We start from the raw sequence: 24,661 nt of genomic DNA on the forward strand, positions 1-24,661 counted from the left end.
AAGTCACTAAGGGCGGCGTGACGTAAGGTGGATCATGATCCACCTTACCCGCCAAAAAACTGGTCTGCTTGCAAATATCCCGCAGTGCGTGCCGCCTCGGCCCACTCACGTTCAAACGCAGTATCACCGACAATCAGATACCGGTCCGCAGGGCGGCCCTGTGCGGCAAACATCGCCCGTAACTGATCGCGCATATCCGACCAGCTATCGCTGAAACCGGGGGCAACATAGGCACCCGCCAATCCCGGCAAGCTGCTCAGATGGGTCGGTGTGACAGGCCGATGGGCAACGCCAGCGTTTACGCAGCGCATTAAACCTGCCAATTTTGCTGCGCGATCCTGTGGCAGTAACTGCCCATCACGCAATACCTGCAATGCGTTGTTCGAAAACAAAAATCCGATCAGATCGTGACCAGAACTCGCCCTGATCCCCGCATAAGTTTTATAAGGCAAACCAAGCTCCGCCGCGCGCTTCACCCGCAAGCGGACCACTTCCAACGGCAGTGTCGGCATCAGCTCTTTGCGTGCTTTGGTCCACACATGGGTGCGCCAGCTTTTGCCCGGCTCTTCTACCTGACCAGAGTTATGTCCAATACCTGCCATCATGCACACATCAATCCCCTATCCGGCCTCGCATCTTCAACCCGCACAAGGACCAGCGGTTTCATCAGCTATAGTCCTGCAACCGTGCAACATAACGCGCCATAGTATCAATCTCGAGGTTAATGCGATCCCCAACAGCGGTATCACCCCACGTCGTCTCTGATTTGGTATGGGGGATAAAATTGATCCCAAAATCAACGCCATCCACCTTATTCACTGTCAACGACGTGCCATCCAGCGCCACCGAGCCTTTCGGCGCAATAAAGCGCGCCAGATCAGCAGGTGCGCGGAAGGTCACGCGTGTGCTGTCGCCATCGTCGCGCATGGCGATAACCTCGGCCACGCCATCAACATGACCGGATACGATATGGCCGCCCAGCTCATCGCCCACTTTCAGCGCACGTTCGAGGTTCAACCGACCGCCAACCGCCCAGCCGCCGACATTGGTCGCACCAACCGTTTCCGCCGATATTTCGACATCAAACCAGTTCTGCGGATCGCGGCCCAGCGCGATCACCGTCAGACACACCCCGTTGCAGGCAATTGATGCCCCGATGTCGATCCCATCAATATCGTAACCAGTGCCAATCCGCGCACGCAGGTCGCCGCGCTGTTCAAGCTCCAGCACTTTGCCGATGTCTGTGATGATCCCTGTGAACATGCGTCTTGCCTCTTCTTTGCCTCGCTCTGACCTAGCCTTTCAGATGCGCCCAGACAAGCCGCAGGCTTGCCAGAATGCCGCTTTCGAGGCAGTAAGATGAAGTCCGTTGTTCAAGAGTGTCCTGATGCCACACCCCCAAGCCTATCTCTTCTTGCAAGGCCCGCATGGTCCCTTCTTTCGCCAGTTGGGGCAAATGCTGCGCAAAACCGGAGTTGATGTGTGGCGTGTCGGATTTAACGCAGGCGATGCGGCCTTTTGGGGACGAGCGCCGGGGTATATCCCTTTTCGTGATGGTTTAGCGCAGTGGCCAACCGCCCTTACCGATATCGTCGCAGAGCGCGGGATCACCGATATCGTGCTTTACGGCGACACACGCCCCACCCATGCCGAAGCGGTCAAACAGGCCAAAGCGCGTGGTCTGCGCGTGCATGTGTTCGAAGAAGGTTACCTACGCCCCTATTGGGTCACCTACGAACGCGGTGGCAGCAATGGGCATTCGCGTCTGATGGATTTCTCGGTGGCAGAGATGCGTGATCGGCTCGCCCGCTCTGATATCGACATGCCAACCCCGCCGGCCCATTGGGGCGACATGCGCCAACATATCTTTTATGGCGCGGCCTACCATTGGTTTGTGATGTTTCGAAACGCAGGTTACCCCGGTTTCAAACCTCATCGTGCCCTGCCCGTGCATCGCGAGGCTTTGCTGTATACCAAACGCCTTCTCCTGATGCCGTTTATAGCGCTGCACCGGCACTGGGCGACACAACGGATCAAAGCAGGGGGTTATCCCTATCATATCGCGCTGCTGCAGTTGGAGCATGACGCCAGCTTTCAGGCGCATTCTTCATTCGCCAACATGGAAGCATTTATTGCCGAGGTCATCACTGGCTTCGCCAAGGGCGCTCCGGCGCATCATCATCTGGTGTTTAAGGCGCATCCGCTGGAAAGCGGCCAATCCCCTTTGCGCGAAATGATCAGGCAGATCGCAACCGATCATCACATCGCGGACCGCACACATTATTTGCGTGGCGGCAAGCTGGCGCATATCCTGAATGACGCACGCTCTGCGGTGACGGTCAATTCCACCTCCGGACAACAAGCGCTGTGGCGGGGTATCCCGCTCAAGGCTTTTGGCACGGCCGTGTTTTGCAAGCCAGAGTTCGTCTCGGATCAAACCCTGCCTGCGTTCTTTGCCGCCGCCCGGCGACCTGACGCGCAGGCCTACCGCGAATATCGCCAGTTTCTTTTAGAAACCAGTCAGGTGCCCGGTGGCTTTTACTCTGCCTCTGGCCGTCAACAGCTTTTGCGCGAATTAGTCGACAAGATGCTGGATGATGCCGATCCCTATGATGCCTTGCTGACCAAAGATGCAACCCCACAGACACCATTGCGCGTTGTGCAAGGCACTGCCCTGCAATAGCCTGCGGCCATGACCCAAAATCCACGCCAGAACCTTTATGTCTACAACGGCGGTTTGCTGACCAAAGGGCGCGTCAGGCGCATTGTGGAATTGGCGGGGTTTAACATCAAGATCGGCACCCCCGGTGATGGAGATCTGGTTGGGGTCTGGGGCCATAGCCCCACATCACCACGGGGTGAGGCGGTTGCCGAGATTAAAAATAGCCCCCTCGTGCGTATTGAAGACAGCTTTCTGCGGTCTGTGGGCCTAGGCCGCGACGGTGATCCGCCCATCGGGTTGAACATCGACTATAGTGGGGCGCATTACGACCCCAAAACACGCTCTGATCTTGAAATTATCCTATCCGAGGATCCTCTTGATAACACGGCGCTCTTGGACCGCGCACGCGCCGGGATTGCGGCGCTGAAATCCGATCACATATCAAAATACAACCGTTTTGACCCGGCCATCGCGGCACCCGAACCGGGCTATGTTCTGGTGATCGACCAGACCCGCAAAGATGCCTCGATCAAAGCCTGCGGCGCCGATAGCAATACATTCCGCGAAATGCTGTTTTATGCTCAGACCGAATTTCCCGGCAAGCCGATCATCCTCAAATCACATCCCGAAATGGTGGCAGGCCATCGCAGCGGGTATTTTAGCCAGAAAGACATTAGCAAGCAGATTTCATTTGCAGATCACAACGTTTCGCCCTGGGAACTGCTGGATGGGGCGATAGCGGTTTATACGGTGAGTTCACAACTGGGGTTTGAGGCGATCCTCGCGGGGCATAAGCCTGTGGTCTTTGGGCAGCCCTTCTACATCGGCTGGGGGCTGACCGATGACCGTACGCCCCTGCAACGCCGCCAACGCAACCTGACGCGCGCGCAGCTTTTTGCGGCGGCAATGATCCTGTACCCCACATGGTATGACCCGTTTCATGACCGGCTGTGCAGCTATGAAGAGGCCGCCGCAACCCTGACCGTCGCCGCAAACGCCTGGCGCGATGATTATGCGGGCTGGGTCGCCGCGGATATGCGGATGTGGAAACGCAAGCCGCTACAACAATTCTTTGGCGCACCAAATCCGGTGTCCTTTGCGCGCGGACAAAAGGCCAAGGCGCGTGCCGATGCAAAGGAACGCCGCCTGATGCGCTGGGCCAGCGCGCCCGCAGATGATGCGATACTGGTCGAGGATGGGTTCTTGCGGTCGCGTGGTCTGGGTGCGGATCTGATCCCACCTCTCAGCCTCGTTCTGGATGATACGGGCATCTACTATGACGCGACCCGCGCCAGCCTCTTGGAAAATCTGATCAACGCCTCTGACAAGCTGAACGAAAACGCGCGACTGCGGGCCACTGCCTTGATCGACCGGATCACCGATGCGCGATTGTCGAAGTATAACCTCAAAGCTGAACCGCTTCCCTCCCTTCCCAAGGGCCGCCGTATTCTGGTGCCCGGACAGGTCGCTGATGATGCATCTATCAAGCTTGGCACCTCTGACGTTGCGGATAATCTGACGTTGTTGGAAATCACCCGCAAGGCCAACCCGGCGGCTGTAATTATCTATAAACCCCACCTTGATGTCGAATCGGGGCTGCGCCCCGGCAACGTGCCCAACGCCGCCGAGCTGGCCGATGTTGTCTTATCCAAAGCTGACCCCATCGACGCGATTGAGGCGGTGGATGAGGTCTGGACCATGACGTCTTTGCTGGGGTTCGAGGCCTTGTTGCGTGGCAAGAAAGTCACCTGCCTTGGCACGCCATTCTATGCGGGTTGGGGGTTGACCGATGACCGGGCCATGCCGGTTGACCGCAGGCAAGCACGGGTGGATTTGCCCGCGCTGGTGCATGCGGCATTGATCGCGTATCCGCGTTACCGTGATCCGGTGACCGGGCTGCCCTGCCCGGTTGAGGTGATCGTAGATCGCATTGAGAATAATGATCTGCCAAGACCGGGAATGTTCAACCGCAGTCTGGCCAAACTACAGGGGCTTTTTGCCAGCTATGCTTTCCTATGGCGTTGATCAGCTGCGCGACTTGGTCCAAATGTGACAAATATCATTCCCCACCGGCCTGACGCTTTCCAACCTAAACCGGGGCGCATCTGTTAGCCGATCTATGCCCATTGCCGCCAGCATCGGCGTGCCTTCTGCGCCAATTGCAGCCCCAGCTGAAAAGACAACAATCTGATCTACCAGACCTGCGTTCAAAAACGAGGCCGCCAGCATGCCGCCGCCTTCACAAAAAACGCGGCTGATGCCTTGCTCAGCCAGCGTCGTCATAACTGCATGCGGGTCCACTTGGTTTGCTGCCAGGGCACATGGCAAACTGACAGCACCTTTGGCGGCCCACGCTGCGACATCCGCGTCGGGCCCATGGCACAGCCAGACAGGGGTCGCGTGGGCGGTTTGAGCCAACTGATGTGTCGCCGGAATTTTCATCGCACGGGACACCACAACGCGCACCGGTTGGTGGGCGATACCCAAACCGCGTACGGTTAATGAAGGATTATCCGCGCGCACTGTCCCCGCACCGACCATGACGGCGTCATGGCGCGCGCGCATCATATGCACCATACGGCGGGCGTCGGGGCCTGTGATCCAGCGGCTTTCCCCCGTCGCCGTGGCGATACGACCGTCCAGAGTGCCGGCCAGTTTCAGCGTCACGAAAGGCCGCCTTTGGGTAATGCGCGATAAAAAACCTGCGTGATCGCGCGCGGCTTCTTTATGGCCCACACCGCAATCCACCTGCACACCAGCATCGCGTAGCGCCGCAATACCGCGTCCATCGACACGCTCATCAGGGTCATCTGCCGCGACGACAACCCTTTGAACACCGGCCTTCACCAATGCATGCGCACAGGGCGGCGTTTTGCCGTGATGGGCGCAAGGTTCAAGCGTGACATAGACCGTGGCACCATGCGCCGCATCACCGGCTTGCGCCAAGGCCAAGGCCTCCGCATGCGGGCGCCCGCCATCGGCGGTCCATGCGCGCCCGACGATCTGACCATCTTTGACGATCACACAGCCGACGGCAGGGTTGGGCCAAACACGCCCCATACCGCGCCGCCCCAGCATCAGGGCCACCGCCATAAAGCGTTCGTCAGTTTCGGGGGTCACGCCTCTTCTTCGTCTTTGCTGTCGGGGCGCAACTCACTCACAAACTTATCAAAGTCATCCGCAGCCTGAAAATTCTTGTAAACGCTGGCAAATCGGACATAGGCCACCGTATCGATGCGCGCCAGGCTTTCCATCACGATCTCACCGATCGTGCCAGAGGGAATATCCGTCTCGCCCATGCTTTCCAGGCGACGGACGATACCACTGATCATCTGATCAATGCGTTCGGGCTCAACCGGACGTTTCTGCAGGGCAATACGGATCGAGCGTTCCAGCTTGGGCCGGTCGAAATCTTCGCGGCGCCCATTGGTTTTAATTACAACAAGGTCGCGCAGTTGCACACGTTCGTAAGTGGTAAAGCGCCCCCCGCAGGCGGGGCAAAAACGGCGACGACGGATCGCCACATGGTCTTCGGCGGGGCGGCTGTCTTTGACCTGTGTGTCAACATTTCCACAAAACGGGCAACGCATGTTCAGTCCTCATTTGTCATACTGGGGTCTATGGCTTGTATTGCTGCCCCATTTATCCACAGGCACTATATGAGCGTGCACAGGTTTTGGGTAGTGGTGAAATGCAGCCGCAAGATGCGGGAGGCGGATGTTGCCGATAGGACTCGGTTTCAACTCATCCCAGATGGGCAATGACGCTGCGCCGATGCGGCCTGTCGCGATGTTCGAAAAGATAAATGCCTTGCCACGTCCCCAGCACCATCTTGCCATCATTGACAGGGATACTCAGGTGCGTCGGCAATAAAGCCGCCTTGATATGCGCAGGCATATCATCGGGACCTTCATAGGTATGGGTCAGATAAGCCATGCTGGGGTCTGTTGTCGGCGGCACCAGCCGCGCGAAATAGTTTTGCAGATCGGCCTGCACCTCTGGATCTGCGTTTTCCTGAATAACAATGCTGGCCGAAGTATGCTGGATAAAAAGTGTCAAAAGCCCCGTGCCCGTCACCCAGTCAGCCACCTGATGGGTGAACTCATAAAGACCGGGACCAGAGGTAGCGATTTCAAAACGTGTTTGCATCTCACCAACATCGCCGGGCGCTTAGCAAAGCGCAACCAAGGCATGTCCAAAGGCCCTACTCTTCGGCACAGGCCAGCGCAGCTTCGGTAGTATCACCATGTGTGTCCCACTCACCGGGCAGCGCAAGGATATCGGCGATCAAGTGGGTGATCTGGACGGCGCACACGTCTTCACCCTCAGCGGTTTGCACAGAGGATACGGCTATTTGCGTTGCTGTGGCAGGCTCGGGCTCAAAACTATAGGCTTGTGCGGCGGGCGCGAAGATCACCAACGACATAGCAGCCGCAAGGGAGGTGGAGAATTTGGTCATGACGACATCCTTTCTGTAAGAGGGATGTGGTCCGACCAAAGGTTATTTCAATCTGCTGAAATGCTATCTCACATGATCGTAAATGCACAGACGTGCGGCGTGAACGGCTGTAACCTGCGGACTAGCCGAACAGACGCTCACCCTGTTCATCGATGATCTGCTTGGCCTTCGCCACCGCAGCCTCATCCGCCTGATCTTTTGATTGCAGCACATCAGAACGGATCAGCATGTGTTCCTTGCCATCTTTTTCAATCCGCGCAGTGAGCCGCCAGCCGCCGCTCTCTTTCTGAGCTACAGGCGTGATCGCAAAGTCTTTGTAGGTTTCGGACATGGCAGGCTCAGGGGTCTTGCCACCGCCGAAGAGTTTGGAAAAAAGTGCCATGGAACCTCGCTTGTTATGGGAATAGTCTAAGCATAACGAAAGAGAGAGTGAAGAGGCCGGCTATCGTCAGTGGTTGGCTCTAATGCCTACGCGGCGGCAACGCGATACGCAATCGATTTCGGAACGCGCAGTGCAGTTACTTTACTAGTCTGATAGCTATTGCTCTAACCTGTTAGAGTACCCTCTATGAAGCCGCTTTTGTCGACTATCTGCGCAATGTGTGTATCCAGCGCAATGTTCTTCGCTTTTATAGTCGGCAAAGAATACTTTTCCGCTTCGCAATACGATTTGACTGAGGACGCATCCGTATTCCGAGATGATTGCAATGTCGCGATGTCATCGCCGCCGGACGATAGCCCCGTGCAATATGTGCTTTTCGCATACAAAGCCTCCATGCATCGTCTGTGTAGCTGCGCAGCCAGTCAAATCCAAAACCGATACCCTGATCGTACAGAGTTGGCCAATCTGGTTTTCAATACTGCCCACTCTGATCAATCAGGCGAGAGCAAGCTGGCCTCATTGCATGAAACTATGGCGACATATGACCTGACCGAAGGTGAAATGGCCATGGTCATGAATGATGTGGGAGACGCCGTTAAAGAATGCGCCACCTAAAACAAGCCTTAGGTGGCGCATTGCATGATGCTAAAAGGTGCTGACAGCGCCTACTGATCCAAGAACGATCGCAGTTTCCGTGACCGGCTTGGGTGCTTCAGCTTCCGCAACGCCTTCGCTTCAATCTGACGGATCCGTTCGCGTGTCACGCTGAACTGTTGACCTACCTCTTCAAGGGTGTGGTCGGTGTTCATGCCAATGCCAAAACGCATGCGCAGCACGCGTTCTTCGCGCGGTGTGAGTGACGCCAGAACCCGTGTGGTGGTTTCCTTGAGGTTTTCCTGAATGGCGCTGTCCAACGGCAGGATCGCATTCTTGTCCTCAATAAAGTCACCCAGCTGGCTGTCTTCCTCGTCACCAATCGGTGTCTCAAGGCTGATCGGCTCTTTGGCGATTTTCATCACCTTGCGGACCTTTTCCAAAGGCATCTGCAGTTTCTCTGCCAATTCCTCTGGTGTCGGTTCGCGGCCAATTTCGTGCAGCATCTGGCGGCCCGTGCGGACCAGCTTGTTGATCGTCTCGATCATGTGCACAGGAATACGGATCGTGCGCGCCTGATCGGCAATCGACCGGGTGATCGCCTGACGAATCCACCATGTCGCATAAGTCGAAAATTTGTAACCGCGGCGGTACTCAAACTTGTCGACCGCTTTCATCAGGCCGATATTACCTTCTTGAATAAGATCAAGGAATTGCAGGCCGCGGTTCGTGTACTTCTTGGCGATGGAAATCACCAGACGCAGGTTCGCCTCAACCATTTCCTTCTTGGCCTGACGCGCCTCTTTTTCGCCCTTCTGAACTTGCTGCACGATGCGGCGGAATTCGGTGATATCGACGCCCACGTATTGGCCGACTTGAGCCATATCGCCGCGCAGTTCTTCAATCTTGCCGGTCGATTTCTCGATCAGCATCTGCCAACCGCGCCCCGATTTTTCGGACATTTCATCCAGCCAGTTCGGGTCCAGCTCGCGCCCGCGATATGCTTCGATAAACTCACGGCGATTGATGCGGGCTTGGTCGGCCAGCTTCACCATAGAGCTGTCGATGGACATGATCCGGCGGTTAATCCCATAAAGCTGGTCGATCAGCGCCTCAATCCGGTTATTGTGCAAGTGAAGCGAGTTCACCAGTTCCACAATCTCGGACCGCAGTTTCTGGTACTTCTTTTCCTGCTTGTCAGTGAACGAAGAATCCTCGTTCAACGTCGCAGACATCCGCGCATCTTGCATATCCGACAGATCGGCAAAGTCGCGGGCAATGACTTCCAGCGTATCCAGAACGCGTGGCTTCAGAGCCGCCTCCATCGCAGCAAGCGACATGTTGGCCTGATCGTCCTCATCATCGTCGTCATCTTTGGCAATCGGGTTGCCATCCGCGTCCAACTCTTGGACGGTCTCTTTCTTTTCTTCGGTGCCAGCAGCGGCAGGTGCGGCGACAACGGTTTCTTCCTCACCATCTTCACCCAGTTGATTGCCGAAGGTGGTTTCAAGATCGATCACATCGCGCAGCAGAATGTCTTCTGACAGTAATTCGTCACGCCAGATCGTAATCGCCTGGAAGGTCAGCGGGCTTTCGCACAGCCCAAGGATCATCGTGTTGCGGCCAGCCTCGATCCGCTTGGCAATCGCGATCTCACCTTCGCGCGACAGCAGTTCAACCGAACCCATTTCACGCAGATACATTCGCACAGGGTCATCCGTGCGATCCAGCTTCTCAGCCTCGGCCCCACCAAGCGTGACTTCACGAGACCCTGCAACAGTTGCGACAGCGGTGTTGCCTTGGTTCTCTTCGGTCTCTTCGCTTTCTTCTTCCTCAGTGACCTGAATGCCCATTTCCGAAAGCATGGACATCACGTCTTCGATCTGATCCGAAGACACCTGTTCCGGCGGTAATACAGCATTCAACTGATCGTAAGTGATATAGCCACGTTCCCGTGCATCAGCGATCATCTTCTTGACCGCGGTCTGACTCATATCAAGGCTGATATCACCATCCTGGTCGCCATCTTTGCGATCATCGTTATCTTTCGCAGCCATTCGGAATGCCCTTTCGAATGCGGTATTTCATGCCAAAGTGATTCGGCTGATTCGGTTAATTTCGAATCAACCTCGCATTGAGGTGATTCGCAAGCAGGTCGCTGATTGTTCTTGTTATCTGTTGCGTAAACTACGACTTAGGCCGTTCATCGCCTTTAGCAAAGCCAATTTGTTCAAGAAGTTGATCAAATGCGCTCTGCTCATCTTTCTTCATCAAGGCTCCGTTTTCGCCAACAGCGTATTCGGCACTGTCATCATCGTCCCCACGCCCGGCCTGATCCACCGCTTTGGATGCTTCGGCCAAACGCCATGTAAGCCCTTCATCTGCAATGCCACTGAGATCTTCAACAGCGTCTTCAATCTCGCGGGCCTGGCCCCGACGGGTGGTCAGCTTGGCGAATTCTTCGGCCAGACAAAGGCGCGCGATTTCTGCATCGCCGCCACGCCGTATAGCGGGACTGATGCGGACATGGTTCTGCGCAAGAAGCTTTTCAAGGGGGGCCTCGCCCAGATCGCTGATTATCGCATCGCGCAGATCGTCTGCGCCAAGATGACGCAGCAGGCAGGCCTGCAAATCACGGTGCATCGGATCGCGGCTATCCAATTGTTCCAAAGCCGTCTCAAATTCGGGGGCGACTGCCGGGGCAGTGATCATGGTGGCCAGGATGACCGCTTCGCGCAAATGATCCTGATCAGTGGCACCCGATGCCAATGCCGAACTGCGTGACGTGGCCACCGGGCTGACATCACGTTTCCAAGCGTCTTGGCGAGGTTGCCACGCGCCACGCTGCTTGCGCACCGGTGCGGCTTTACGATTGGAAAAGAGCGTCCAGCGCATATCCTTAATCGCTTGGCCATAGTGGTTGCGGATCGATGGGTCTGCGATCAACTTGATCTTTTCACGCAGCGCTTTGTCGAGGGCCGCTTTACGCTCTGGACTATCGAAGGTCTTCCCTTCTGTCTCTCGCCGCCACAAAAGCTGCACCATCGGGATCGCCTGATCCAACAGTTGCTGCATGGCCCCCGCACCCTGCGTCTTGATCAAATCGTCAGGATCAAGCCCTTCCGGCATCAATGCAAAGCGCAATGATTGCCCTGCTTCCAAAAGCGGTAGCGCGATATCAATCACCCGCATTGCCGCGCGCAAACCCGCGGTGTCGCCATCAAGCGCAATGATCGGCTCTGGCGCCATCCGCCACATCAGGCGCAGCTGATCCTCGGTGATCGCCGTGCCAAGCGGCGCAACTGTCGCCGTGAACCCGGCCTCCGACAAAGCAATCACATCCATATAACCTTCGGCCACGACAAGGGGCTTACCCTTGCCCGCCGCTTCGCGCGCAGGCCCGTGGTTGAACAGACTGCGGCCCTTATCAAACAGCGGTGTTTCCGGCGAGTTATAGTATTTCGCGGGATGGTTCGGGTCCATCGCACGGCCGCCAAAGCCAATGGCGCGGCCTCGCGCATCACGGATCGGAAACATGATACGGTCGCGGAACCGATTATAAAGGCCACTGCCACGGTCACTCTCGGCAGCCAATCCGGCATCAATGATCAGCTTTTGATCAACCCCTTTGCCGGTCAACTGCTCTAGTACACCGCCATGCGCTGGCGCAAAGCCAATCTCCCACCGGGCCTGTGCCTCAGCACTCAAACCGCGACGCTCAAGATAGTCGCGCGCTTCTGCTGCAGCCCCCGTCTGCAACTGCAACCGATGATACTGCACCGCCTGCTCCATCACATCGACCAACACAGTCCGCGCATCAGCCTTTTCCTGCGCACGCGGGTCGCGCTCAGGTACAGTCATCCCCGCCTCACCGGCCAGGATCTTCACCGCTTCCATGAAATCCACATTCTCGGTCTCGCGCACAAATGTGATGGCATCGCCTTTGGCGTGACAACCAAAGCAGTAATAATAACCTTTGCGGTCATCGACGTGGAAACTGGCGGTCTTTTCCTGATGAAACGGGCACGGCGCCCAAAGATCACCCTTGCCTTGATTGGATTTACGGGTGTCCCAAATAACCTTCCGGCCCACGACCTGCCCCAAAGACAGTCGATTGCGCAGTTCATCCAAGAATCCGGGTGGCAAGCTCATTCTCGCATTATCGCGCAAGCCAAAGCGGTTCGCCACTGCTCTTTCTTCGTCCCATCAAACTTCCGCCGGAGGCAATCCCGCCTTCGCCGCCTAGCGCGCCGCAACCCCACGCATCGCGACATCCAGATCATGCACCAAAGTCCGCGCCATTGATCGCATCACGATAATCTCAAAGGCATCCGGCCCCACGCGCGTGATGGTGACAGACATATGCCCCAGCATCGTCTTCGCCACATGGTTGGTCTTGAAACCAGATGCGCCCAGATCGATAGGCACCAAACGGGCCAACACATCCGTGGCACGCGCACCAGAAATAGAAACGGCAGCCCAGGCATCCGACTGATCGGTCACAGCTGCCATACCGCCCAGCGCCACATCACCGGCCACAATCCAAGTGCCATGCCCAAACCACGTCACCAAACCAGATCGGCGGTTGATCTTCGAAAGCCCTGCACCGACCTGCTCTTTCAACTTGGCCGATACCGCCCTTTCTTGTCCCGCAAAGGGCGACACCGACATCAGCCGGTCAAAGACAACTTCCGCCACCTCCACACCGCCAGAAGAGACCGGCAACAGCCCGGCGCAAGGCGTCAATGCAATCAGCTTAGCCACGCGCGCGCCCTCCGGTTGGATCAAAGAAGACCGGATCACAAACCGCGACCTCTTCGGTCACATCGCGCAGATGATCGCGCAGCTTGATCACCTCGCCATGGCGCGCGCGACCATTCTCAAGAAATCCCAGCGCCAAATGCATCTGAAGCGTCGGCGAATAACAAACCGAAGTCGTATACCCAAGGCTATTGCCCCGCGTCTCAGCCGCATTTTTCTCGAACAAATGCGCCCCTGCTGTCAGCGCGTTTGTAGAGCGCAACCCAACCAACTGCTGACGCCCCCAATCGGATAGGCCCGGACGGGCCGCCGCAGCCTTACCGATACAGTCTTTCTTGGCCGACACCATCCGTGCCATGCCAATATCGAAAGCGGTGGTCCGACCATGTAACTCCGCATGGGTGACAAAGCCCTTCTCGATCCGGAGTACATTTAACGCCTCCATCCCGTAGGGCCCGCCGCCCATCACCTCGGCCTGTGCAGTCAGCATACGGAACAGGCTTTCACCATAACGCGATGGAACCGCAACCTCATAGGCATGTTCGCCTGAGAATGAGATGCGGAACAAACGCCCCGGCACGCCAGAAACACCCACCTCTCCACAGGCCATGAAAGGCCAGATCTCATCATCAAGATCTTGATCCAAAACCGTATTCAACAATGCCAGCGCCTGCGGGCCAGCCACAGCAAACTGCGCCCATTGTTCAGTCACCGAAATCACCTTTGCATCCAGATCAGAGCGCAAGACCTGCAACACAAACTCTAAATGGCGCATGACCAGACCAGCAGCCGCAGTTGTCGTCGTCATCACGAAATGCGTATCGCCCAATCGCGCCGTGGTCCCGTCATCCATCACATGCCCGTCTTCGCGCAGCATCAAACCATAACGCACGCGGCCCACCTTCAGGGTCGAGAACATATTGGTGTAGACAAAGTCGAGCAGCGCCGCCGCATCCGGCCCCTGAATGTCGATCTTGCCCAAGGTCGACACATCACAAACACCCACCGCATTGCGGACATAACCCACCTCACGGTCACAGGATTGCTGCCAATGGGTCTCTCCCATCTGCGGGAAATAGCTGGGGCGATACCACAGCCCCGCCTCGATCATCGGCGCATCACGCGCGACGCTCGCCTTATGTGAGGTCGTGAACCGTTCCGGAGCGAAGCCCTTCCCCTGACTGCCCGCCCCCATCGCAGCAATCGACACGGGCACATAAGGCGGACGGAAAGTCGTGGTCCCCGTCTCAGGAATACCGCGCCCCGTCGCATCGGCCAGTACGGCCAAAGCCACTACATTCGATGACTTCCCCTGATCCGGTGCCATCCCTTGGGTGGTATAGCGCTTCATATGTTCGACCGACCGGAAGTTTTCTTGCGCAGCCAGCTTGATATCCTTCACATGGACATCATTCTGAAAATCAATCCATTTGCGGCCCTTGCCCGGCACGGCCCAAAGCGGCGCCAGAGCATAGGCCGTACCATCCGCATCAGGAACCGTCACCTTGGGTTTCAACCCAAGGCCCGCCGCGACCTCAGCGGCAACGGCAGCGCCTTCTGCCAAACAAGCCGCCGTCGTGAAGCTGCCGTTGCAGGCCCCCGCTGTGACCATGCCCGGAATGCTCTGTGGCGTCGGCACAAACGACGCAATATCCTCGCGCCATGTCGGCCGCCCGTTCATATGGCAGGTCAGATGCACGGTCGGATTCCATCCGCCTGACATGGCAAGACAATCCGTCTGGACCATACGCGTGCCCCCGTTGTGACGGATCGTGATGCTTTGCAACCCGTGCCGCCCCTTGGTCGCAATCACTTGTGCGCCAGTATAGATGGGGTAGTCACCGGCCACCTTCGCATCATCGCGGCTGTCGATGACTGCCGCCACCTTGATCCCGGCTGCGGCCAGATCGCGTGCCGTCCGATGCGCATCGTCATTATTTCCAAAAACGGTCACAGCCTTGCCGGGCGTCACCCCCCAACGGTTGACGTAGGCGCGCACCGCACTCGCCATCATAATGCCCGGTCGGTCATTATTGGGAAAGGCAATTGGCCGCTCCAACGCGCCCGCACAAAGGATCGCGCGCTGCGCCACAATGCGCCAAAAACACTCCAACGGTTTGTCAGGCGCAAACCGACCAGCCACGCGCTCAAGCGCACCATATGTACCCTGATCATAAGCGCCGGTGACAGTCGTGCGCGTCATGCGGCGCACATTGGGCATCGCATCAAGTTCCGCCAGCGCATCTAAAACCCATTCTCGCGCAGGCTTGCCCTCAATATCTTCGCACTCGCGCAGCAGGCGGCCACCCATCGCCGTATCGTCGTCCGCGATGATCACATCGGCCCCCGCCCGCCCGGCGGTCAAAGCGGCCATCAGCCCCGCAGGCCCCGCGCCGATCACCAGCACATCGCAAAATGCAAAAGCCTTTTCATATGTGTCGGGGTTTGTCTGACCACTCAACGCGCCCAATCCGGCAGCACGGCGGATCACCGGCTCATATAGCTTTTCCCAAAAACTCCGCGGCCACATGAAGGTCTTGTAATAAAAACCGGCAGCCAGAAACGGCGAGATAAGGTCGTTCACCGCCATCATATCATAGCGCAGCGATGGCCAGGCGTTCTGGCTCGACACCTCTAACCCCTCGGACACCTCCAGAGTCGTGGCCCGCACATTCGGTTCCGCCTGCGCGCCCTGCCCGACCGTGACCAATGCGTTCTGCTCTTCCGCGCCCGCAGACATCACGCCGCGCGGGCGATGATACTTGAACGAGCGCGCCACCAGCTTGATCCCATTTGCCAAAAGAGCCGCCGATACAGGTTCACCCGGCACGCCTTTGATTCTGCGACCATCAAAGGTGAACGTCACCATGTTTTCAGGGGCCTGCAGCCTCATCGCTTTACCTTTTCAGCCAATGTCGCCTTATGCACGGCATGGGTCACCGTGTTGCGCTCCACGATGAGCCACGCACCACACCCAGCCTCGTGACACCACAGATCACGGGTCTCTCCAGCAGGGTTGTCACGACTGTGCAGATAGTCATCCCAGGCACCCAAACCCGCATCCTCAGCAGGCCTGTCCAACGCCAGCGCATCGCCTAGATAATAGAATTCGCGCCGGTCGCGTGTCCCGCAATTGGGGCAGGTTATGCGCATGTCATGCTCTCTTCATCTTGGCCAAAAAACTCAAATCCGATGCCCGTCCCTAGTGCAGATTGTGCTGAGAGCCGGTGCCCTCTTCATCCATCAAACCAACACCAGTCCGAAACCGATCCAAGCGGTATTTGGCTGCCGGTTCATGATGGTTCCCGGTCGCCATCAGATGCGCAAAGCTGAACCCAGACCCCGGCACCGCTTTGAACCCGCCATAGCACCAGCCGCAGTCGATAAAGAGCCCCTCGGTCGGCGTCTTGTCGATAATCGGTGACCCATCCGGCGTCATATCCATGATCCCGCCCCAGGATCGCAGCACCTTGGCCTTGCCGATCATCGGCATCAGGGTCATGGCGGCATCCATGACATGCTCTTTCATTGGCAGGTTCCCTCGCGCAGCGTAAGAGCTGTAGAAATCAATGTCGCCGCCAAAGACCAGACCACCTTTGTCCGATTGACTAATATAAAAATGCCCGATGCCAAAGCTCACCACATGGTCGATGACAGGCTTCAGTCCCTCGGTCACAAAGGCTTGCAACACATGGCTTTCAATCGGCAGACGCATCCCCGCCATGGCCGCAACCTGACCTGATCGTCCGGCGACCACGATCCCCACCTTCTTGGCATTGATCACACCACGTGTGGTCTGCACGCCCTTCACAACACCATCTTCGATATCAATCCCTGTGACTTCGCAGTTCTGGATGATATCGACGCCGCGCTGATCAGCACCCCGCGCATAGCCCCAAGCCACCGCATCATGCCGCGCCGTCCCGCCGCGTGGGTGATAGAGGCCGCCGTAGATCGGAAACCGTACGTTATCGAAATCAAGGTATGGCAGGATATCCCGCACCCCGTCCCGGTCCAGCAGAATCGCATCATCGCCCTGATTGATCATCGCATTGCCGCGCCGCGCAAAGGCATCGCGCTGCCCATCCGAATGAAACAGGTTGATCAAGCCACGCTGCGAATGCATCACGTTGTAATTCAACTCCTGCTCCATCCCTTCCCACAGCTTCAACGAATGCGAATAGAATTCAGAGTTGCCGGGCAGAAAGTAGTTGGCGCGCACGATGGTGGTGTTCCGCCCGACATTGCCGCCACCGATATAGCCTTTTTCAAGCACGGCGATGTTCGTCATCCCATGCTCTTTGGCGAGGTAAAAGGCCGTCGACAGACCATGCCCACCACCACCAATAATGATGGCATCATACGCGGCTTTTGGCGCGGGATCGCGCCAAACCGGTTTCCAGCCCTTCTGGCCAAAAAACCCTTCCTTGATCACGCGAAGGCCGGAATATCCCATGCCGCATCCCCTTTGGTCCGAACCGAGCGTAGCAAGGCGCGGCGCGGGATGCATGTCTTCTTTTCGACATTGCGGCGACAACGCGCGACCTGTCCGGCGCGAGCCAAAAACACTTGCACATGCAAATCAAACAAAAGCACCGTGGCGGCCAGCGGCGCAAACCCCGTTTGGAGGGGTGTGTGCCCCCTTAAAAACATCAGATTTCAAAGCCATTGATCATGAGTGATTCGCCATAAGAGGCACAAACCGGCGGATAGATGGTTAACGCTAAATTAACGCTCGCAGCAACGTCATCAGATAAGTTGCGGAATTGTTTCTAAAAAATAGACAGTAGAGGCTTATTTTATTGAGTGTGGCGTCAGATGTGCGACGTTTTACGCAGCTCCCCTTACAGGGCCATTTTTTTGCCACATCGCTGTGATCGTTATGATAAAACGTGTGAAATTAAATTGTCTCGGCGTGCTTTTTCCGCGTCATCGATTGGGGATATGAAGAAATGCTGCATTTTAAACGTCATCAAAGCAAAGCGGAAAAGCTTCGGGATATGCGCCGCGCATATATTGAACAGCTGGCCTTTATCCGTCAGTTCCGCAAGGATGAAGATGGGGGGTTGATCGTCCTCACTTTGCTCTTGCTGATCTCGATGCTCGTTGTTGGCGGGATGGCCGTTGATTTCATGCGTTTTGAGTCAGAACGAACCCAACTGCAAAGCGTATCCGACCGCGCCGTGCTTGCCGCTGCGAACCTGAACAACGAAGGGGACGGAGAACAAATCATTACAGATTTTTTCACGGCGGAAGGATATGCTGACGCGATCGTCGGCACGCCAAACGTTGATAAAGACCGGTACGGCAGTACGATTACGCTGGAATCTGCTGTTGACGTCAACACTTTCTACCTCCGCCTAATCGGCATCGATACACTGACCGCGCCTGCAACGGCATCCGCAATCGAAGGCACGGGTAATGTTGAGATATCACTGGTCCTCGATATTTCCGGGTCCATGGGCCGCGACATGGAGGGTGATGCCTATGTGCTCGACGCTGACGGGAACAAGACATTTGATGACGATGGGAATATCGTTACTGAATGGCGTACAGAAACACGTTTGTTTTTTCTACAACAAGCCGCGAACCAGTTCATCGAAGACCTGCTGCAGCCAGAATATGAAGACCGTGTATCTATTAATTTGATCGCCTATTCACAGCACGTCCGACTGGGCGATGATCTTTATACAGCACTGCGTACGACACCGGATTCTATCAACGTGAACAATAAAGTTGGCAGTTCTTATGGTATCACAAATACCTATGCTGAACCCTTTGAATATACTTGGGTAAATGACGCCGGAGAAGAGGTGGAGGAGGGGACGGAAGGTGCAACTTTGGTGACGCCTGACTTTTCACCTGTCACGGCGAGTTGGGATGACGGTGAGGATGTTTACACTAACCCCTCCCGTTGTGTGACATTTCATGATGACGAGTACGACGTGCTCGAGTTTGATACTGAGCGGGTCTATCAGCAAGTTGAATATGTTGACTTCTACGGAAGCGGTTCAAGTTTTTGGTGGGCACCGTGTTCGGTGGACCCTGACCATGGCATAATTGTGATGTCGCAAGACGTTGATGAACTGCAGGACGCGATCAATAATTATACCCCAACTGTTAACACGTCTATCCATCGCGGGATGAAGTGGGGCGTTTCGCTACTCGATCCAACTATGCGTGACCTGATTGATGGCATCCCAACGGTTGATGACGCGTTTCGTGGTATACGACCAGTTGAATACGGGGACGGAACAACGCAGAAATACGTTGTTATCATGACAGATGGGCAGACAGTGTCGTCAAGTCGCATTAAGCGAGAGGCAATTGTCGATGACCCAAATTATACTGGTGAAGACTACTACGACACTTATGACGAAAGGCTTGGTTTTTCGGAGTCTTCGGGAAAACGCTATATCGACGACGATGGTTTGAACAGCACACGCTGGCCAGATGACGACGACCCGGCTGGGCTGAACTATGTAATTGAATCTATTGGTAGTACAACGGAACTTAATGAAAAGCTTGATTCACTCTGCCAATTGGTACGTGATGAGTACAATGATCATGGTAGCTACAAAGTTTTCACAATTTCTATGGGATTGGTGAATGACACCATGACGGATTGTGCCACAGAAGGTGCTGATGCCTTTGTATCGTCAATTACATCTGATGAAGATGGCGTTGGACTTAATGAAATTTTCGGTGCAATCGCTGACCAAATTACTGCCTTGCGTTTGAGCCAGTAACGAAGGGCTTTTGACAATGAAAAACCTATTGCATCAGTTTTGGAACGATCAAAAGGGCACATCATCGATTGAAATCGTTTTGGTGTTCCCCATTTTTTTCGGCTTTTTCCTAATGACTTACGAATCAGGCATTTTGTCTGCGCGGCAGGTGATGCTTGAACATGGCGTCGATGTCACGGTCCGCCAGGTTCGTATTGGGATCATTGCCGAAGCCGATCCAGATGATATGCGTGATGAGTTGCGCACTAAAATTTGCAAAAATGCTGGCATTTTGCCTGATTGCGAAAGACAGCTCGAGCTTGAAATGATTCAGCGGGACCCAACCGTTGACTGGGTTCCACTGGATGATGAGATCGCGTGTGTTGATCGAAGCGACATTGATCGCGACTCTGACACGACAATTGATGAGACCGCAAATAATGAATTGATCTTTTTGCGTGCTTGCATTCGGATAGATCCCTTCTTGCCTTCATCAAACCTGGGTAAGGCATTGGTTGAAGGTAACGATGATGTTGCAGGGGCTTCTTACGCGTTATTTGCAACCAGTGCTTTCGTTGTCGAACCTTTCAGAGCGGAAGAAGATTCATGAATAGCATAGCTGCCTTTGCAAGACGGTTCCGTGACGATGAGCGGGGGATCATATCAATCGAACTCGTTCTCGTGGTACCCATTCTGGTGTGGGTATTCTTGTCGACTTACGTTTACTTCGATGTGTACCGGGTCGAGACGAACTCTGTCCGTGCGACAATTACAATTGCTGAAATGTTCAGCCGTGAAGATATGGTAGACAATACCTATATCGATAGCGCCCGCGAAGTGCTGCGTGAACTGACCTTTGAAGAGGCCAATCCGGATCTTCGTGTAACTGTTTACAGGTTTCGGGAAAGCGACAATACCTACCGTCGGGTTTGGTCCCGCAATCGTGGGATGGGTGGAAATTTAACCAACAGTGATCTCGCTGATCTCGCTGCCGCAGGTCGTTTGCCGCCAATGAATGAACTGGACCAGAATATTTTTATCGAGACGCGCACCCAATATGATGCGCCGTTTAACATTGGCCTCGGCCCGTTTGTGGTCACTGATCTGGAAGATCTTACGTTCACGCAGGACATGATCATTCGTCCCCGCGGCATACGGCTTTGTTTCAAACAGAATAATGGCACCGAAAGATGTAGTTAGTCGCTCATCATCATGCTGATCCGCTCGGCCATGAATTTTGACTGACCTGCATGCGTCACGCCCCCTACCCCCACACGACGCCCAAAACGCCACCAAAGCCCCGGCAGCCATGCGCGGGGCTTTCTCTTGTGCAAGACAAGGCTGAACCCATTGGAAGGTTTAAAAGCAAACGTACCCCGCTCCACGCTGCGGATTTCGTCAATACGGGCCAGAACAGTCCCGGTGCTATCACGCAAATCCGTTTCGGTCAGCGTCAGCGTAACTGTCGTCGCGCGTCGCATCCGTTCCGCCTGCCAAAGCATCAGAACGCCAAAACTAAGCATAAAGATCATCCAGGGCAGCGAGGGTGGCATCGCCAGCGTGACGTAGATCAGTAATGCGCCCAAACCGAACTGTACCACATAGGCAAAAATCCGGCGCGCGGGCGAAGCTTCAATCCGCGCATAAATGCCGTCTTCATCTGGTTGGAACATGATCCACCTCCGCTGTTCCAGACGCCTTACCGCACAGCGCGCCGATTGCCTAGGCCGTCACACTGCGCCGCACCATATCCCAATAGATCGCTTCGATCTTGTCGGTCTCCAGACGTCCCCCGGCCCGATACCAATTGCTGATGCCCGTCAGCATCGCAATCAGCGCCATCGTGGTGATGCGCGGGTCTGGCACAGCAAAGACACCCGCGGCCTCGCCTGCCCGTAGAATGCCTTCCAATGCATCCTCATACTCCCGGCGTTGCGCCTCGACCGCTGCAAAATTCTGCTCCGACAGGTTACGAAGTTCCATGTAAGAAACAAAAACCTGATCGGGCCGAGGCAAGTGAAACCGGATATGAAAGCGGGTGAAGGCCTCAAGCCGCACCATCGGACCACCCTTTTGATCCGCCAAAGACCATGCCGTCAGCAAATCAGTCATATGCCCGCGCATCAGATCATAAAGCAGCGTCTGCTTATCGGGGGTATAGTTATAAAGCGCGCCGGCCTGTATCCCCACCTCCGCCGCAATCTGGCGCATGGAAACGGCTGCATAGCCATGCTGCGCGATCAAACGTAATGCAGCATCGCGCACTTTCGGGCCAGTGATATCAGAGTGGGAGCCTTGCTTGCGTGCCATGGTGCCATTTAACTGAACGCTTGTTCATTTGGAAACCCCTGATCAGCGGTTGCCCCGGCCCGTACAGCACGGATAGTGTGCCGACATGCGATATGCCCTCATCACCCTTCTGCTTCTGTCAGCCTGCGCGACCTTCCCCGCACTCGAAGGCACGATCAGTGATGCCGCCCGCGAGGCCCCCTACCCGGACCTGACCCCACTGCCGGCCCTGCCCGCCGCATCCGGCGACCCCGAGGCGGCATTGCAAACGCGCGTTGATGCGCTGCAAGCCCGCGCTGCCCGTATCCGTCAGACTGACATCGCTACGTTGCAGTAGCCTTGCGCTTTCGCTAGACCCGTCGTGATAAATGACAACGATGGACCCGGACATATGACAACACCTATTCGCCTTGGGATCGCGGGACTTGGCACCGTGGGTGTGGGCATCATACGGATCGTGCAAAAACACGGTGATCTGTTGGCCACCCGCGCCGGACGCCCGGTTGAAATTGTAGCGGTATCTGCCCGCTCCAAGACCAAGAACCGCGATGTGGATTTGTCCTCATACGCATGGGAGGACGATCCGGTCACCTTGGCAAAACGCCCCGATATTGACGTATTCATTGAAGTTATGGGCGGTCACGAAGGACCCGCAAAACAAGCAACTGAAGCGGCAATCTCCGCTGGCAAAGATGTAGTCAGCGCCAACAAAGCCTTGCTCGCGATCCACGGCCAAGCGCTTGCCGAAGCGGCGGAAGACGCAGGTCGTGTGATCCGTTTTGAAGCGGCTGTTGCAGGCGGTATTCCGGTCGTCAAATCGCTGACCGAAGGTTTGGCGGGCAATGAGATCACCCGGGTCATGGGTGTGATGAACGGCAGCTGCAACTACATCCTGACCCGGATGGAGGACGCAGGACTTAGCTATGAAGCGGTATTCGATGAGGCGAACCAGTTGGGGTTCCTTGAAGCGGACCCGGAACTGGATGTGGGCGGCATTGACGCGGGGCATAAGCTGGCGCTTTTGTCATCCATCGCTTTTGGCACGCAGGTCGATTTCGACGCGGTAGAGCTGGAAGGCATCGGATCGGTCACCATTGAAGACATCCACCAGGCCGCTGATATGGGGTATAAGATCAAGCTATTGGGCGTGGCACAGATGACGGGACGCGGGCTGGAACAGCGCATGTCACCTTGTCTGGTGCCTGACACGTCGCCTCTGGGGCAATTGCAGGGCGGCACGAACATGGTCGTGCTGGAAGGCGATTCTGTCACACAAATCGTGCTGCGCGGCCCCGGTGCGGGCGAAGGCCCCACGGCTAGCGCTGTGATGGGTGACGTGATGGATATCGCGCGCGGCTTGCGGGTCTCGACCTTTGGGCAGCCTGCAAAAACCCTGCGCAAGGCCCGCGCAGCACGGGCTGCCGTGCCGGCCCCCTATTACCTGCGGATGCAATTGATCGACAAACCCGGTGCTTTGGCCAAAGTCGCACATGCCTTAGGCGAAGCAGGTATATCCATCGACCGGATGCGCCAATACGGCCATGAAGACACATCAGCACCTGTGCTGATAGTCACGCATAAAACCACGCGCACAGCACTGGAAGAGGCATTGGTCGATTTCAAAGCAACAGGTGTTGTCGTCAGCGACCCGGTCGCGATCCGGATTGAGGCGGTTTAGCGCAAACAGGCTTGCCGTCGCGGCAGTGACAGGCTTTAGGGGTGGGTGAGCCAATAAAGGACCAATAATCATGCCCAGCGCACCTGACTTCAATGACCGCAATCTTTCATTGGGCCTTGCCCGCGTCTCAGAAGCCGCCGCGATCGCCTGCACACCACTGATCGGGCGCGGCGATGAAAAAGCGGCCGATCAAGCGGCGGTTGACGCGATGCGTACCCAACTCAACAAGCTTGATATCGCGGGCGTCGTCGTCATTGGTGAAGGCGAACGCGACGAAGCGCCGATGCTATTTATTGGTGAGGAGGTTGGCACCGGCAAAGGCCCCGGCGTGGATATCGCGCTGGATCCGCTGGAAGGCACAACACTGACCGCGAAAGATATGCCAAACGCATTGGCCGTGATTGCGATGGGGCCGCGCGGATCAATGCTGCACGCTCCAGATGTCTATATGGACAAGCTGGCGATTGGTCCGGGCTTTCGCCCCGGCGTGGTGACATTGGATATGTCACCTGCCGAACGTGTCTCGGCCCTTGCTGCCGCCAAAGGCTGCTCCACCAATGACATCACAGTCTGTGTGCTGGAACGCCCGCGCCACGAAGATATGATCGCGGAACTACGCGAGACAGGTGCGGCCATCCGCCTGATCACCGATGGTGATGTCGCCGGTGTGATGCATTGCGCAGAACCTGATCTGACGGGGATTGATATGTATATGGGGTCTGGCGGCGCACCAGAAGGCGTATTGGCCGCCGCTGCGCTCAAATGCATGGGTGGACAGATCTTTGGTCGCCTGATGTTCCGCAATGATGACGAACGCGGACGTGCGAAAAAGGCCGGCATCACGAATTTTGACCGGGTCTATACACGTGATGATATGGTGACAGGCGACGTGATTTTTGCGGCAACAGGTGTGACCGACGGATCACTGGTTCCGGGGATCAAACGCGAGGTTGGCTTTGTTACGGCTGAGACGATCCTGATGCGGTCCAAGACAGGATCGGTGCGCCGGATGATTTACCGTAACCCTGTTGGATAGGGTCGGAGCCTCCGGCGGGAGTTTTTTGACCAAGATGAAGCGGAACCCGTGGTCAAACGGATGGCTGGCGCA

Annotated in this window: 24 protein-coding genes; 9 read left to right on the forward strand and 15 right to left on the reverse strand. The window is 56.1% G+C overall.

Annotated features, from left to right (window positions below; genetic code table 11):
- Positions 1–44 precede the first annotated feature (44 nt).
- Together BC777_RS06365 and BC777_RS06370 are read right to left on the reverse strand one after the other, a co-directional pair.
- Positions 45–605 carry a hypothetical protein gene (locus BC777_RS06365; RefSeq protein ID WP_311135470.1) on the reverse strand — a complete coding sequence of 187 codons (561 nt, stop codon included), beginning with the start codon at positions 603–605 and terminating at the stop codon, positions 45–47.
- Between the two features lie 61 nt (positions 606–666).
- Positions 667–1,263 (reverse strand): riboflavin synthase, encoded by a 597-nt coding sequence (locus BC777_RS06370; RefSeq protein WP_100367264.1) that lies wholly within the window; start codon positions 1,261–1,263, stop codon positions 667–669.
- Between the two features lie 124 nt (positions 1,264–1,387).
- Here BC777_RS06370 and BC777_RS06375 point away from each other — a divergent pair, with 124 nt between their 5' ends.
- Positions 1,388–2,683, forward strand: a complete 1,296-nt coding sequence (locus tag BC777_RS06375; RefSeq protein WP_100367265.1) for a capsule polysaccharide biogenesis protein — start codon at positions 1,388–1,390, stop codon at positions 2,681–2,683.
- Positions 2,684–2,692: 9 nt separating this feature from the next.
- The gene (locus BC777_RS06380; RefSeq protein WP_100367266.1) at positions 2,693–4,687 is read left to right on the forward strand and encodes a capsule polysaccharide biogenesis protein; all 1,995 of its coding nucleotides are present in this window, start codon (positions 2,693–2,695) and stop codon (positions 4,685–4,687) included.
- Here the strand turns inward: BC777_RS06380 and ribD are convergent, their stop codons facing one another.
- From ribD to BC777_RS06405, 5 genes are all read right to left on the reverse strand, one after another.
- Positions 4,688–5,782: a bifunctional diaminohydroxyphosphoribosylaminopyrimidine deaminase/5-amino-6-(5-phosphoribosylamino)uracil reductase RibD gene (ribD, locus tag BC777_RS06385; RefSeq protein WP_100367267.1), complete on the reverse strand. Its 1,095-nt coding sequence runs from the start codon at positions 5,780–5,782 to the stop codon at positions 4,688–4,690. It lies immediately after the preceding gene.
- On the reverse strand, positions 5,779–6,252 hold the full coding sequence (nrdR, locus tag BC777_RS06390; RefSeq protein ID WP_100367268.1) for a transcriptional regulator NrdR: 474 nt from the start codon (positions 6,250–6,252) through the stop codon (positions 5,779–5,781). The genes ribD and nrdR overlap by 4 nt, the downstream gene beginning before the upstream one ends.
- A 154-nt stretch (positions 6,253–6,406) precedes the next feature.
- On the reverse strand, positions 6,407–6,811 hold the full coding sequence (locus BC777_RS06395) for a secondary thiamine-phosphate synthase enzyme YjbQ (protein WP_100367269.1): 405 nt from the start codon (positions 6,809–6,811) through the stop codon (positions 6,407–6,409).
- Between the two features lie 55 nt (positions 6,812–6,866).
- Positions 6,867–7,121 carry a hypothetical protein gene (locus BC777_RS06400; protein WP_100367270.1) on the reverse strand — a complete coding sequence of 85 codons (255 nt, stop codon included), beginning with the start codon at positions 7,119–7,121 and terminating at the stop codon, positions 6,867–6,869.
- A gap of 121 nt (positions 7,122–7,242) precedes the next feature.
- On the reverse strand, positions 7,243–7,503 hold the full coding sequence (locus BC777_RS06405; protein ID WP_100367271.1) for an HlyU family transcriptional regulator: 261 nt from the start codon (positions 7,501–7,503) through the stop codon (positions 7,243–7,245).
- A 186-nt stretch (positions 7,504–7,689) separates the two neighbouring features.
- Between BC777_RS06405 and BC777_RS06410 the strand changes: the two genes are divergently transcribed.
- The gene (locus tag BC777_RS06410; protein ID WP_133122519.1) at positions 7,690–8,118 is read left to right on the forward strand and encodes a hypothetical protein; all 429 of its coding nucleotides are present in this window, start codon (positions 7,690–7,692) and stop codon (positions 8,116–8,118) included.
- Between the two features lie 50 nt (positions 8,119–8,168).
- Here the strand turns inward: BC777_RS06410 and rpoD are convergent, their stop codons facing one another.
- From rpoD to BC777_RS06440, 6 genes are all read right to left on the reverse strand, one after another.
- Positions 8,169–10,154, reverse strand: coding sequence for an RNA polymerase sigma factor RpoD (gene rpoD, locus BC777_RS06415; protein WP_100367273.1), 1,986 nt, complete (start codon positions 10,152–10,154; stop codon positions 8,169–8,171).
- Between the two features lie 130 nt (positions 10,155–10,284).
- Positions 10,285–12,249 carry a DNA primase gene (dnaG, locus tag BC777_RS06420; RefSeq protein ID WP_100367274.1) on the reverse strand — a complete coding sequence of 655 codons (1,965 nt, stop codon included), beginning with the start codon at positions 12,247–12,249 and terminating at the stop codon, positions 10,285–10,287.
- 90 nt (positions 12,250–12,339) lie between these two features.
- A complete protein-coding gene (locus BC777_RS06425; protein WP_100368030.1) occupies positions 12,340–12,861 on the reverse strand; it encodes a sarcosine oxidase subunit gamma in 522 nt (173 codons plus the stop codon).
- Positions 12,854–15,751 (reverse strand): sarcosine oxidase subunit alpha family protein, encoded by a 2,898-nt coding sequence (locus BC777_RS06430; RefSeq protein WP_100367275.1) that lies wholly within the window; start codon positions 15,749–15,751, stop codon positions 12,854–12,856. Before BC777_RS06430 ends, BC777_RS06425 begins: the two co-directional genes overlap by 8 nt.
- Positions 15,748–16,011 carry a sarcosine oxidase subunit delta gene (locus BC777_RS06435; protein ID WP_100367276.1) on the reverse strand — a complete coding sequence of 88 codons (264 nt, stop codon included), beginning with the start codon at positions 16,009–16,011 and terminating at the stop codon, positions 15,748–15,750. The genes BC777_RS06430 and BC777_RS06435 overlap by 4 nt, the downstream gene beginning before the upstream one ends.
- A gap of 49 nt (positions 16,012–16,060) precedes the next feature.
- Complete coding sequence (locus BC777_RS06440) at positions 16,061–17,314, reverse strand: sarcosine oxidase subunit beta family protein (RefSeq protein WP_100367277.1); 1,254 nt, start codon at positions 17,312–17,314, stop codon at positions 16,061–16,063.
- Between the two features lie 496 nt (positions 17,315–17,810).
- Here BC777_RS06440 and BC777_RS06450 point away from each other — a divergent pair, with 496 nt between their 5' ends.
- From BC777_RS06450 to BC777_RS06460, 3 genes are read left to right on the forward strand one after another with little or no spacing between them, the layout of a single operon-like run.
- A complete protein-coding gene (locus BC777_RS06450; RefSeq protein ID WP_100367279.1) occupies positions 17,811–19,607 on the forward strand; it encodes a TadE/TadG family type IV pilus assembly protein in 1,797 nt (598 codons plus the stop codon).
- Positions 19,608–19,623: 16 nt separating this feature from the next.
- Positions 19,624–20,196, forward strand: coding sequence for a TadE/TadG family type IV pilus assembly protein (locus BC777_RS06455; protein ID WP_100367280.1), 573 nt, complete (start codon positions 19,624–19,626; stop codon positions 20,194–20,196).
- On the forward strand, positions 20,193–20,786 hold the full coding sequence (locus BC777_RS06460; protein WP_100367281.1) for a TadE/TadG family type IV pilus assembly protein: 594 nt from the start codon (positions 20,193–20,195) through the stop codon (positions 20,784–20,786). The genes BC777_RS06455 and BC777_RS06460 overlap by 4 nt, the downstream gene beginning before the upstream one ends.
- On the opposite strand, the gene BC777_RS06465 is transcribed toward BC777_RS06460, so the two are convergent.
- Complete coding sequence (locus BC777_RS06465) at positions 20,783–21,259, reverse strand: hypothetical protein (RefSeq protein ID WP_100367282.1); 477 nt, start codon at positions 21,257–21,259, stop codon at positions 20,783–20,785. The genes BC777_RS06460 and BC777_RS06465 overlap by 4 nt on opposite strands.
- Before the next feature lie 49 nt (positions 21,260–21,308).
- Positions 21,309–21,896, reverse strand: a complete 588-nt coding sequence (locus BC777_RS06470) for a TetR/AcrR family transcriptional regulator (RefSeq protein ID WP_100367283.1) — start codon at positions 21,894–21,896, stop codon at positions 21,309–21,311.
- An 85-nt stretch (positions 21,897–21,981) separates the two neighbouring features.
- On the opposite strand from BC777_RS06470, the gene BC777_RS06475 reads away from it, so the two are divergent.
- The 3 genes from BC777_RS06475 to glpX all read left to right on the forward strand — a co-directional run bounded on the left by BC777_RS06475 (position 21,982) and on the right by glpX (position 24,589).
- Complete coding sequence (locus BC777_RS06475; protein WP_100367284.1) at positions 21,982–22,212, forward strand: hypothetical protein; 231 nt, start codon at positions 21,982–21,984, stop codon at positions 22,210–22,212.
- A 54-nt stretch (positions 22,213–22,266) separates the two neighbouring features.
- Entirely contained in the window at positions 22,267–23,553 is a 1,287-nt protein-coding gene (locus BC777_RS06480) for a homoserine dehydrogenase (RefSeq protein ID WP_100367285.1), read from the forward strand.
- A 70-nt stretch (positions 23,554–23,623) separates the two neighbouring features.
- Entirely contained in the window at positions 23,624–24,589 is a 966-nt protein-coding gene (gene glpX, locus BC777_RS06485) for a class II fructose-bisphosphatase (protein WP_100367286.1), read from the forward strand.
- Positions 24,590–24,661 lie beyond the last annotated feature (72 nt).

It is taken from the genome of Yoonia maricola (assembly GCF_002797915.1).
Classification (GTDB): domain Bacteria; phylum Pseudomonadota; class Alphaproteobacteria; order Rhodobacterales; family Rhodobacteraceae; genus Yoonia; species Yoonia maricola.

Bases quoted from the DNA above. Each gene is read 5' to 3' on its own strand.
- BC777_RS06375 (WP_100367265.1), top strand. From the start codon at position 1,388: ATGCCACACCCCCAAGCCTATCTCTTCTTGCAAGGCCCGCATGGTCCC.
- dnaG (WP_100367274.1), bottom strand. From the start codon at position 12,249: ATGAGCTTGCCACCCGGATTCTTGGATGAACTGCGCAATCGACTGTCT.
- nrdR (WP_100367268.1), bottom strand. From the start codon at position 6,252: ATGCGTTGCCCGTTTTGTGGAAATGTTGACACACAGGTCAAAGACAGC.
- rpoD (WP_100367273.1), bottom strand. From the start codon at position 10,154: ATGGCTGCGAAAGATAACGATGATCGCAAAGATGGCGACCAGGATGGT.
- BC777_RS06370 (WP_100367264.1), bottom strand. From the start codon at position 1,263: ATGTTCACAGGGATCATCACAGACATCGGCAAAGTGCTGGAGCTTGAA.
- BC777_RS06440 (WP_100367277.1), bottom strand. From the start codon at position 17,314: ATGGGATATTCCGGCCTTCGCGTGATCAAGGAAGGGTTTTTTGGCCAG.
- BC777_RS06430 (WP_100367275.1), bottom strand. From the start codon at position 15,751: ATGAGGCTGCAGGCCCCTGAAAACATGGTGACGTTCACCTTTGATGGT.
- BC777_RS06460 (WP_100367281.1), top strand. From the start codon at position 20,193: ATGAATAGCATAGCTGCCTTTGCAAGACGGTTCCGTGACGATGAGCGG.
- BC777_RS06380 (WP_100367266.1), top strand. From the start codon at position 2,693: ATGACCCAAAATCCACGCCAGAACCTTTATGTCTACAACGGCGGTTTG.
- BC777_RS06455 (WP_100367280.1), top strand. From the start codon at position 19,624: ATGAAAAACCTATTGCATCAGTTTTGGAACGATCAAAAGGGCACATCA.
- BC777_RS06450 (WP_100367279.1), top strand. From the start codon at position 17,811: ATGCTGCATTTTAAACGTCATCAAAGCAAAGCGGAAAAGCTTCGGGAT.
- glpX (WP_100367286.1), top strand. From the start codon at position 23,624: ATGCCCAGCGCACCTGACTTCAATGACCGCAATCTTTCATTGGGCCTT.
- BC777_RS06400 (WP_100367270.1), bottom strand. From the start codon at position 7,121: ATGACCAAATTCTCCACCTCCCTTGCGGCTGCTATGTCGTTGGTGATC.
- BC777_RS06470 (WP_100367283.1), bottom strand. From the start codon at position 21,896: ATGGCACGCAAGCAAGGCTCCCACTCTGATATCACTGGCCCGAAAGTG.
- BC777_RS06410 (WP_133122519.1), top strand. From the start codon at position 7,690: ATGAAGCCGCTTTTGTCGACTATCTGCGCAATGTGTGTATCCAGCGCA.
- BC777_RS06480 (WP_100367285.1), top strand. From the start codon at position 22,267: ATGACAACACCTATTCGCCTTGGGATCGCGGGACTTGGCACCGTGGGT.
- BC777_RS06435 (WP_100367276.1), bottom strand. From the start codon at position 16,011: ATGCGCATAACCTGCCCCAATTGCGGGACACGCGACCGGCGCGAATTC.
- BC777_RS06395 (WP_100367269.1), bottom strand. From the start codon at position 6,811: ATGCAAACACGTTTTGAAATCGCTACCTCTGGTCCCGGTCTTTATGAG.
- BC777_RS06475 (WP_100367284.1), top strand. From the start codon at position 21,982: ATGCGATATGCCCTCATCACCCTTCTGCTTCTGTCAGCCTGCGCGACC.
- BC777_RS06365 (WP_311135470.1), bottom strand. From the start codon at position 605: ATGATGGCAGGTATTGGACATAACTCTGGTCAGGTAGAAGAGCCGGGC.
- BC777_RS06405 (WP_100367271.1), bottom strand. From the start codon at position 7,503: ATGGCACTTTTTTCCAAACTCTTCGGCGGTGGCAAGACCCCTGAGCCT.
- BC777_RS06465 (WP_100367282.1), bottom strand. From the start codon at position 21,259: ATGTTCCAACCAGATGAAGACGGCATTTATGCGCGGATTGAAGCTTCG.